The sequence below is a fragment of the Micrococcus sp. ACRRV genome (assembly GCF_022346985.1).
GTDB classification, from domain to species: Bacteria; Actinomycetota; Actinomycetes; order Actinomycetales; family Micrococcaceae; genus Micrococcus; species Micrococcus porci.
This window is the reverse complement of record NZ_JAKRNH010000087.1, coordinates 1-9994: the sequence shown is the minus strand read 5'-3', so window position 1 is coordinate 9994 and position 9994 is coordinate 1. Positions and strand designations below refer to the sequence as shown.

Annotated in this window: 6 protein-coding genes; 4 read left to right on the top strand and 2 right to left on the bottom strand. The window is 75.8% G+C overall.

Features of this window, described 5'->3' with window-relative positions:
• The 4 genes from MHY29_RS09225 to MHY29_RS12520 all read left to right on the top strand — a co-directional run.
• Nucleotides 1-126 (top strand): integrase core domain-containing protein (locus tag MHY29_RS09225; RefSeq protein WP_239240537.1); only part of this gene is annotated, 126 nt, incomplete at its 5' end.
• Nucleotides 127-228: 102 nt separating this feature from the next.
• Nucleotides 229-1305 (top strand): phenylalanine--tRNA ligase subunit alpha, encoded by a 1077-nt coding sequence (gene pheS / locus MHY29_RS09220; protein WP_239240531.1) that lies wholly within the window; start codon nucleotides 229-231, stop codon nucleotides 1303-1305.
• Between the two features lie 6 nt (nucleotides 1306-1311).
• Complete coding sequence (gene pheT / locus MHY29_RS09215; protein ID WP_239240528.1) at nucleotides 1312-3864, top strand: phenylalanine--tRNA ligase subunit beta; 2553 nt, start codon at nucleotides 1312-1314, stop codon at nucleotides 3862-3864.
• Nucleotides 3865-3884: 20 nt separating this feature from the next.
• Complete coding sequence (locus tag MHY29_RS12520; protein ID WP_239240525.1) at nucleotides 3885-4562, top strand: 4'-phosphopantetheinyl transferase superfamily protein; 678 nt, start codon at nucleotides 3885-3887, stop codon at nucleotides 4560-4562.
• Nucleotides 4563-4603: 41 nt separating this feature from the next.
• Here MHY29_RS12520 and MHY29_RS09205 read toward each other — a convergent pair whose 3' ends face one another.
• Entirely contained in the window at nucleotides 4604-5965 is a 1362-nt protein-coding gene (locus MHY29_RS09205) for a M1 family metallopeptidase (protein ID WP_239240522.1), read from the bottom strand.
• Nucleotides 5962-9994: Pls/PosA family non-ribosomal peptide synthetase (locus MHY29_RS09200; RefSeq protein WP_370643498.1), on the bottom strand; the 4033-nt coding region annotated here is incomplete at its 5' end. The genes MHY29_RS09200 and MHY29_RS09205, both read right to left, overlap by 4 nt.

Sequence of the window (9994 nt, the reverse complement as noted above, 5' to 3'; positions counted from 1 at the left end):
GAGCAAGAACGCCGAGACGCCCTCCCCGACTGGCTCCACCACTACAACCAGCATCGCCCCCACAGCGCCTGCGGGAACCAGCCGCCCTTCTCACGATTGATCAACGTCCCCGGACAGTACAACTAGACTGGCCGACAGGCCGCCGCCCGGGCGGACCGGCGCCCGCGCGCCCGGTCCCCGCCGCGCCGGCGGCGATCCGACGTCCCCTCATGCGAAGGTCATCGACCCATGACTTCCAGTCCCGAGACGGGCGCGTCCGCGGACGCGCCACAGCTCTCCCCCGTGGACGGCCCCGCCGTCGACGCCGCCGTGGCCGAGGCCCTGGCAGCGTTCGAGGCCGCCGCCGACCTCGAGGAGCTCAAGGCCGCGCGCCTGGCCCACCAGGGCGACCGCGCCCCGCTGACCCTGGCCAACAAGGCCATCGGCACCCTGCCCAAGGAGCAGAAGGCCGAGGCCGGCAAGACCATGGGCGCCGCCCGGAGCCGGATCGGCAAGGCCCTCGCCGCCCGCACCGAGGTGCTCGAGGCCGAGCACGCCGCCCGCATGCTCGCCGAGGAGACCGTGGACGTCACCGCGGCCGCCGCGCGTCGCCTCCCGGGCGCCCGCCACCCGCTGTCCCTCCTGCAGGAACGCGTCTCCGACATCTTCGTCGGCATGGGCTGGGAGATCGCCGAGGGCCCCGAGCTGGAGCACGACTGGTTCAACTTCAACGCCCTGAACTTCCCGCCGGACCACCCGGCCCGCGAGATGCAGGACACCTTCTTCGTGGAGCCCCTGGAGTCCAACCTCCTGCTGCGCACCCACACCTCCCCGGTGCAGGTCCGCTCCATGCTGGAGCGCGGCGCCCCCGTGTACGTGCTCTGCCCCGGCCGCACCTTCCGCACGGACGAGCTCGACGCCACCCACACCCCCGTGTTCCACCAGTTCGAGGGCCTGGCCGTGGACCGCGGCCTGACCATGGCCGACCTGCGCGGCACCCTCGAGTACTTCGCCCGACAGATGTTCGGGCCGGAGGCGGAGATCCGCCTGCGCCCGAACTTCTTCCCCTTCACGGAGCCCTCCGCGGAGATGGACATCTGGCACCCGCAGGCCAAGGGCGGCCCGCGCTGGATCGAGTGGGGCGGCTGCGGCATGGTCCACCCCAACGTCCTGCGCTCCGCGGGCATCGACCCGGAGGAGTTCTCCGGTTTCGCGTTCGGCATGGGCATCGAGCGCACCCTGATGTTCCGCAACGAGGTCCCGGACATGCGGGACATGATCGAGGGCGACGTCCGCTTCTCCCAGCACTTCGGAATGGAGCTCTGATCCACCGTGCGTATCCCGCTTGACTGGCTGCGCGAGTTCGCGCAGGTCCCCGCCGACGCCACCGCCGAGGACGTCCTGGCCGACCTCGTCACGGTCGGCCTCGAGGAGGAGGACGTCCACCGCCCGTCCGACGAGCTCACCGGCCCGCTCGTCGTCGGCCAGGTGCTCACCCGCGAGCCCGAGCCGCAGAAGAACGGCAAGACCATCAACTGGTGCTCCGTGCGCGTGGCGCCCGAGGGCGCCGAGCAGACCCTGACCGGTGAGGGCATCGACCCCTCGGGCGTGCAGGGCATCGTCTGCGGCGCCCACAACTTCGAGGTCGGGGACAAGATCGTCGTCTGCCTACCCGGCGCCGTGCTGCCCGGGGACTTCCGCATCTCCCCGCGCTCCACGTACGGCCACGTCTCCGCCGGCATGATGGCCTCCGCCCGCGAGCTCGGCCTCGGCGACGACCACGACGGCATCATCGTCCTGGGCGACATGGGCCTCGACCCCGAGGTCGGCACCGACGTGGTCGACCTCTTCCACCTCCGCGAGGAGGCCGCCGAGGTCAACGTCACCCCGGACCGCTCCTACGCGTTCTCGATCCGCGGCATCGCCCGCGAGTACGCGCACGCCACCGGCACCGCGTTCACGGACCCGGCCGCCGCCGTCACCGCGCCTGAGGCGAACGACGCCGGCCCCGCCGTCACGCTCGCCGACGGCGCCGGCATCTACGGCGTCCCCGGCTGCGACCGGTTCGTGGCCCGCGTGGTCGAGGGCATCGACCCCGCCGCCGCGACGCCGCCGTGGATGGCCGCGCGCCTGCGCTTGGCCGGCATCCGCCCCCACTCCCTGGCCGTGGACGTCTCCAACTACGTCATGTGGGAGCTGGGTCAGCCCCTGCACTTCTACGACGCCGACCGCCTCACCGGCGGGATCACCGTGCGCCGCGCCGCCGCGGGGGAGACCCTGCGCACCCTCGACGACAAGGAGCGCACCCTCGATCCCGAGGACCTCGTGATCGCCGACGAGTCGGGCGCGATCGGCCTGGCCGGTGTCATGGGCGGCGCCGCCACCGAGGTGTCCGAGGGCACCACCCGCGTGCTCATCGAGTCCGCGCACTTCGACCCGGTGTCGATCGCGCGTACCCGCCGCCGCCACCGCCTGCCCTCCGAGGCCTCGAAGCGCAACGAGCGCGGCGTGGACTGGGAGATCGCCGACGAGGCCGCCGAGCGCGCGGTGCAGCTGCTCGTCGAGCTCGCGGGCGGCACCCCCGCCCCGGGCGTCACGGACGTGGGCACCCGGCCCGAGCCCGTCGTCGTCGAGCTGGACCCGGAGTACCCGGCCCGCCGCATCGGCGTGGACTACCCGCGCGAGCGGGTCGTGGAGCTGCTGACCGGGCTCGGCGCGTCCGTCGAGGACGCCGGGGACCTCCTGCAGGTCACGGCGCCCACCTGGCGCCACGACCTGCGCATCCCGGAGGACCTCGTGGAGGAGGTCGCCCGCCTGGACGGCTACGCGAACATCCCCTCCACCCTCCCCGTGGCGCCCCCGGGCCGCGGCCTGACCCGCGCCCAGATGCACCGCCGCCGCGTGGCGGACACCCTGGCCGCCGCAGGCCTCACCGAGGTCCTCGACTACCCGTTCGTCTCCGAGGGGCAGAACCGCCTGTTCGGCTCCGCCACCCCCGAGGAGGGTGCGGCGCAGCGCATGGTGCGCCTGGCCAACCCGATCTCCTCGGAGTTCGGCTGGATGCGCACCACCCTGCTGCCGAACCTCCTGGAGACCGTCCGTCGCAACGTCTCCCGCGGCTTCAAGGACGTCGCCCTGTTCGAGGTCGGCGCCGTGTTCCTGCCGGGTGACGGCGCCCTCGGCTCGCCCTCCAACGAGCCCATCGGTGTCAAGCCCTCCGCCGAGACCCTCGCGGAGCTGGACGCCGGCATCCCGGCCCAGCCCCGCCACGTGGCCGGCGCCTTCGCCGGGCACGTGGCCGCCCCCGGCGCCGGATTCGCCCCGCGCGCGTTCGACTGGCAGGACCCGATCGCCGCCGCGCTCGCGGTCGGCCGGGCTGTCGGGGTGGAGCTGACCGTGGTCCAGGGGACGCACCAGGCGTTCCACCCGGGCCGCACCGCCGCCCTGTCGCTGCCGGACGGCACCGCGGTGGGCGTGGCCGGCGAGCTGCTGCCGGCCTGGCTCGAGGACGCGGACATGCCCGCCCGCACGGGCGCGTTCGAGTTGGACCTGGATGCCGTGGTGGCCGCCGCCGCGGACCGCGTCGTGGCCCGGCCGCTGTCCACGTACCCCGCCTCCCAGCAGGACGTCGCCCTCGTGGTGGCGGACGACGTCGTCGCCGGGGACGTGCGCGCCACCCTCGCCGAGGGCGCGGGCGAGCTGCTCGAGGAGGTCGCGCTGTTCGACGTCTACGCCGGCAAGGGCGTGCCCGAGGGGCACAAGTCCCTCGCCTTCAGCCTGCGCTTCCGTGCGCCGGACCGCACCCTGACGGCCGACGAGGCCTCCGAGGCCCGCGAGGCCGCCACGGCGCTCGCCGCCGAGCGCCACGGGGCCGTGCAGCGCTGAGCCGGACCCCCGGCTCGGCCGTGCGTGAGACGAGCGTGACGACGGCGCCGACCTCCCCCACGCGGGGGATCGAGGTCGGCGCCGTCGGCGTGTCCCGGGCCGAGGGCACCGCGCAGGTGCTGGCGGCCCTGGGGACGAGGCTGGGTCTCGGGCCGCGCGCCCTGGCCCTGGCGCACTCCTGCCCCGGCTGCGGGGCGACGGACCACGGGGCCCCGGCACTGCGCCGCGCCGGCGACGGGACGACGCCCGGTGGGGCGCCCGGCGACGACGGGGGGCCCGTCCTGCCCGCCGTGAGCCTCACCCACGTCGACGGGCCCCGGCCGGTGACCGTGCTCGCGTGGTGCACGCCGTCCGTCGCAGGCACGGCGTGGGGGATCGGCGTAGACGCCGAGGACCCGACGGCGCCGCAGACCCTGCGCGCCTTCGCCGCGGGAGCGGACGGCGCCGCGGAGATCGACGCCGTGGCCTTCGCGGCGGAGGAGCGCGCCGTCCTGGCCGGGCTGTCCCCGGAGGGGGCCCTCGCCGAGCGCGTGCGCCTCTGGACCGTCAAGGAGGCCCTGGTGAAGGCCCGCGGGACCGGGTTGGACCGCGACCCCGCCGAGGTGCGCCCCCAGCCCGGGGAGGCGGTCGTGCCCCTGGCGGATCCGCGGCTGCCCCCGGGCGTGGTCGGGACGGTCGCCTGGCGGCCGGCCTCCTAGCCCCGGCGCGGCGTGCCGGCACCCCGAGCCCGGGCGGGGGCTCAGCCGGGGAAGGCGGGCAGCTCCGGCCGCAGGGTCCAGGCGTCGAACAGCGCGTCCACGTCCTCCGGGGCCACGTCGGCGCGCGGCGCCCAAGCGAGCACGTGGGCGCGGAACCCCGGCGTGTCCACGGTGGCGAAGCGGTGCCGGGCCACCCAATCCCGGAGCATCTCGCCGAACACGGCGTCACCCAGCAGCGTGCGCACGGCCAGCACCGTGAGCGCGCCCCGCTTGTACACGCGATCGTCGAACATGTCGGCGGCGCCCGGCGCGGCCAGGACGAGGTCTTCCCCCTGGCGCTTCAGGCCGTGCCAGGCCTGCTTCGCCTCGTGGCGGAGGGCGGCCCGGCCCGACGCCTCCGCCCACAGCCACTCGGAGTAGCAGGCGAATCCCTCGTGCAGCCACAGGTCGGACCAGCGCCCCAGGGTCACGGCGTTGCCGAACCACTGGTGGGCCATCTCGTGGGCGATCAGCCGCTCCGACTCCCACGAGCCGTCCAGGTGGTTCACGCCGAACAGGGACAGGCCCGCGGCTTCGAGGGGGATCTCCAGGACGTCGTCGGCGACGACGGCCGCGTAGTCGTCGAACGGATAGGGCCCGTAGGCCGCGGTGAAGGCCTCCATCATGCGGCCCTGGCCGGCCATCGCGGCCTCGGCGCGGGCCTGCAGGTGCGGGGAGACGACGAGGCGCAGGGGCGGCACGCCCCCGGCCGCGGCCGACTCCGGCGTCCCGGAGCCCGGCGCGGTCACCTGCCGGTACCGGCCGATCTGCAGGGTGAGCAGGTAGGCGGGGACGGGCCGGTCCATGACCCACCGCCAGGTCTCGCGGGATCCGCGGGAGCGCAGGCGGGTGCCGCGGCCGTTGGCCACGGGGAGGTAGCCGGCGTCGCAGGTGACGGTGATGTCCGCGGTCTGGCGGACCGCGGGGGAGTCGATGCACGGCACCCACGTGGACGCGCCGTGGGGCTGCCCGGCCACGAGCACCCCGTCCGTCAGCTCCTCCCAGCCGATGGTCCCCCACGGGCTGCGGCGGGGCCTCGGGTGCCCCGAGTAGGACAGCCGCAGGACCACGAGCGACCCCTCCGGCAGGGAGGCGCCCAGGTGCACGACCACGCGGTGCGGGTGGTTGCGCGGCGTCGTCGCCCTCACCTTGAGGGGGCGGCCGTCGTGCGTGCCGGCGGCGCCGTCGACGGCGAGCCGGTGCAGGTCGAGCTCGACGGTGTCGCTCTGCCGGCACAGCCGCACGTGGAGCTCCGCGACGCCGGCCACCCGGTTGGACGCCAGCCGGACGTCGAGCTCCACCCGCAGGTGCTCGATCGTGGCGGTGTCGGAGCCGACTCCGGGGATGTACGGGTCGGTGCTCATCGGATGCCTCCTGCGCTGGTCGGGTCGGGGATCACGGGCAGCGCGCCGGTGGCGGCCGCGGCCCGCTGGTGTGCTGTCGGGGTCTTGCCGGGCCGGCGCCACGGGGCCACGGGGTTGCCGAGCCACCAGGTGCCGCCGGGCAGCTCCTCGCCGCGCATGACGAGCGAGCCGGCGCCCACGGTGGTGCCCTCGCCCAGACGCGCGGCGGGCAGCACCACGGAGTTGGGGCCGAGGGTGGCGCCGTCGGCGAGGACGACCTCGTCGAGGGCCATGACGCGGTCGTGGAAGAGGTGGGTCTGCACCACGCAGCCGCGGTTCACGGTGGCCCCGTCGCCCAGGGTGACGAGGTCCGCCTCCGGGAGCCAGTAGGACTCCACCCAGGCGCCGCGGCCGATGCGGGCGCCCATGCCTCGCAGGAACCAGACCATGGCAGGGGTGCCGGCGGCGGCGCGGGAGAACCAGGGGGCGGCGAGGAACTCGGTGAACGTGTCCGCGACCTCGTTGCGCCAGATGAACGAGGACCACAGGGGGTGCTCGCCGGCACGCACGCGGCCCACGAACGCCCTCTTGGCGAGGACGGTCACCACGGCGGCGACGGCGCCCGCCGCGAGCAGGACGGCGCCGCCGAGCAGGGCGGCCAGCCACCAGGTGCCCACCGCTGCGAGGGCGGCGAGGGCGGCGCCCACGGCGATCGTCAGCGCGACGTGCAGCCAGACCGGGATCGCGCGCAGCAGCTCCCAGCCGGTGCGGGCGGCCTTGAGCCGGGCCGGGGGCGCGTAGGTGAGCGAGGCGTCGGCCTCGACCTCGGTGCGGCGCAGGCGCACGGGCGGCGATCCCATCCACGAGGTGCCGGCCTTGGTCTTGGCGGGGGTGGTGGAGAGGACGGCCACGAGGGAGTCCCTGCGGAGGGTGCGGCCACCGGGGACCATGCCGGAGTTGCCCACGAAGGAGCGCTTGCCGACCTTCGCCGGGGCCACGTGCATCCAGCCGTGCTCGAGCGTGTAGGAGGAGACCATCGTGTCGTCGGCGAGGAACGCGCCGTCGCCGACCTGGGTCATCGTCGGCAGGAGCACCACCGTGGACGCCTCGACGTCCTTGCCGACGCGGGCGCCGAGCCAGCGCAGCCAGGTGGGCGTGAAGCGGGAGGCGTAGATCGGGAAGAGCTGGTCGCGGGCGGCGTCGAGCAGGCGCTCGGTGGCCCAGATCTGCCAGCCCACCCGCGAGCGCACGGGGTGGTGGCCCGGGGTGATGCCGATCGCGAGGACGCGCACGGCGACGAGCACCAGCAGCATCTGCACGCCGAACCACACGGCGGCGATCAGCGGGCTGGCCGCGAGCAGGCGGGCGGCGGCGGTGCCGACGGCCTGCAGCGGCGACGCGTCCGCGGCGGCGGGCGGCCACCAGGTCAGGGACCACGCGCCGACGGCCGCCGCGGCGGCCACGGCCGCCAGCGGCAGCAGCGCCACGGCCGTGGAGGAGAGCGTGGAGAGCACGCGCCAGCCGGCGGCGTCTGGGGCGGTCTCGGCCGGGGCCGAGCCGCGCTTGACCTTGCCGAGCTTCACGGCGGGGGAGCCGCCGTGGCGCTGGTGGCCGCGCAGACGCCCGGCCACGGTGGAACCGGCCTCGACGTGGGCGCCGGCGCCCACCTTGGCGCCGGGCAGCAGGGTGGAGCGGGACCCGACGACGGCCCCGGCCCCGACCTCCACGGTGCCGACGCGTAGCACGTCGCCGTCGACCCAGTAGCCGGAGAGGTCGACCTCCGGCTCGATCGAGGCGCCCTCGCCCACGGTGAGGAGCCCCGTCACGGGCGGGAGGGCATGCAGGTCGGCGTCGCGGGCGATGCGGTTGCCCAGCAGCCGGCCGTAGGCGGGGATCCACCCGGCCCCGGCGAGGGAGTAGGGGTCCACGAGGTCGGTGACCTGCTGCGCCAGCCAGAGGCGCAGGTGCACGCGTCCGCCGCGCGGGTAGGCGCCCGGGCCCACGCCGTGCAGCAGGGCGCGTGCCGTCAGCCCGGCCACGAGCATGCGGCCGGGGGCGGTGACCACGAACAGCCCCACGAGCGCGAGGATCCACCACGGGACGGTGGGCAGTCCGGGGACCAGGCCGGTGGCGGCGAGGAGGTTCACGGCGACGCCGGCCCACGTCCCCAGGCGCAGCGCCGGGAGGATGAACACGGGCAGCCCCACGAGGGTCTGGGCCCACTGGGTGCGCCGCCGGGTGGTGTCGACGTTGCGCTCGTGGACCTCGATGCCCTCGGCGCCCTCGCCGAGCACGGCGGAGACGAGCTCCTCGGCGGTGGGGTGGCGGTAGACGTCCTGGACGGTCACGCCGGGGTGGCGCTCGCGCAGCCGGGCCACGAGCTGGGCCGCGGCGAGCGATCCGCCGCCGGCGGAGAAGAAGTCGGTCGAGCCGTCGGCCGGGGCCGCGCCGAGCACGGCCGCCCACTGGGCCAGGACCCAGCCGTCGGGGGTGGACTCGTCGGGGGTGTCGGCGTCGTCGGTGGCGGCGGTGCCGGGCAGCGGCCAGGGCAGGGCGTTGCGGTCGACCTTGCCGGAGGTCTTCGTCGGCAGGGAGTCGACGAGGGCCAGGCGCGGGACGATCGCCGCGGGCAGCTCCTCGGCGAGCCGGGCGTGGGCGGCGTCGAGGTCGAAGCCCTCGAGCGGGCCCGTGGGCTTGAGGTAGCCCACGAGGAGCTGGTTGCCGGCCGGGGTGGTGCGCACCGCGGCGGCGCCGCCCTGCACACCGGGCAGGTTCTGGAGGGCTGCGTCCACCTCGCCGAGCTCGATGCGGCGGCCGCCGACCTTGACCTGGTCGTCGGCGCGGCCCAGGAACAGCAGGCCCGCGGGGTCGTAGAGCACGAGGTCGCCGGAGCGGTAGGCGCGGTCCCAGCCGAGGGTCTCCATGGGCGCGTACTTCTCCGCGTCCTTGGCGGGATCGAGGTAGCGGGCCAGGCCCACGCCGCCGATGATCAGCTCGCCGGTCTCGCCCTCCGCCACGGGGACGCCGGAGGCGGGGTCGACGACGGCCAGGTCCCAGCCGTCCAGGGGCAGGCCGATGCGCACGGGGCCCTCGCCGGCCAGCGGGGCGGCGCACGCGACGACGGTCGCCTCGGTGGGGCCGTAGGTGTTCCAGACCTCGCGGCCGGGCACGGCCAGGCGCGCGGCGAGGTCGGGCGGACAGGCTTCGCCGCCGAAGATCAGCAGGCGCACGTTCGCGAGCGCGGCCGTCGGCCACATCGCGGCGAGGGTCGGCACGGTGGAGACGGCCGTGATGCGCCGCTCGGCCAGCCAGGGGCCGAGGTCCATGCCCGAGCGGACGAGCGCGCGGGGCGCGGGCACGAGGCACGCGCCGTGGCGCCAGGCCAGCCACATCTCCTCGCAGGAGGCGTCGAAGGCCACGGAGAGGCCGGCCAGGACGCGGTCGCCGGGGCCGAGCGGATCGGCGGTGAGGAAGATCCGGGCCTCGGCGTCCACGAAGGCGGCCGCGGAGCGATGGGACACGGCGACGCCCTTGGGCGTGCCGGTCGAGCCGGAGGTGAAGATGATCCACGCGTCGTCCTCCAGGCGGGGGGCGCGGGCCTCGGGCGCCTCGGCCCGCTCGGCGGCCGCGCGGACGTCGAGCTCGCGCTCGCCGGTCAGGACGCCGGCCACCCGGGCCTCGCCGAAGACGAGCCGGGCGCGCTCCTCGGGGTCGTCCGCGTCCACCGGCACGTAGGCGGCGCCGACCGCCATGACGGCGAGGATGGAGACGTAGAGGGCCGCGGTGCCGGAGGGGATCCGCACGCCCACCCGGTCGCCCGCGCCGATGCCGTGCGCCTGCAGGAACCGCGCGGACTCGAGGACCCGGTCCAGCAGCTCCGCGTAGCCGAGCTGCGCCGTGCCGTCGTCCAGGGCGGGTGCCTCGGGGTGCTCGCGCGCGGTCGCGTCGAGGATGTCGATCAGCGTGCGTGGCGGCGGTGTGCGGTCCGTGCCCGGCAGCTGGGGTGCGTGCGGGGTGCCGGCGTCGTGGGGGGCGGAGCGGGGCGTGGAC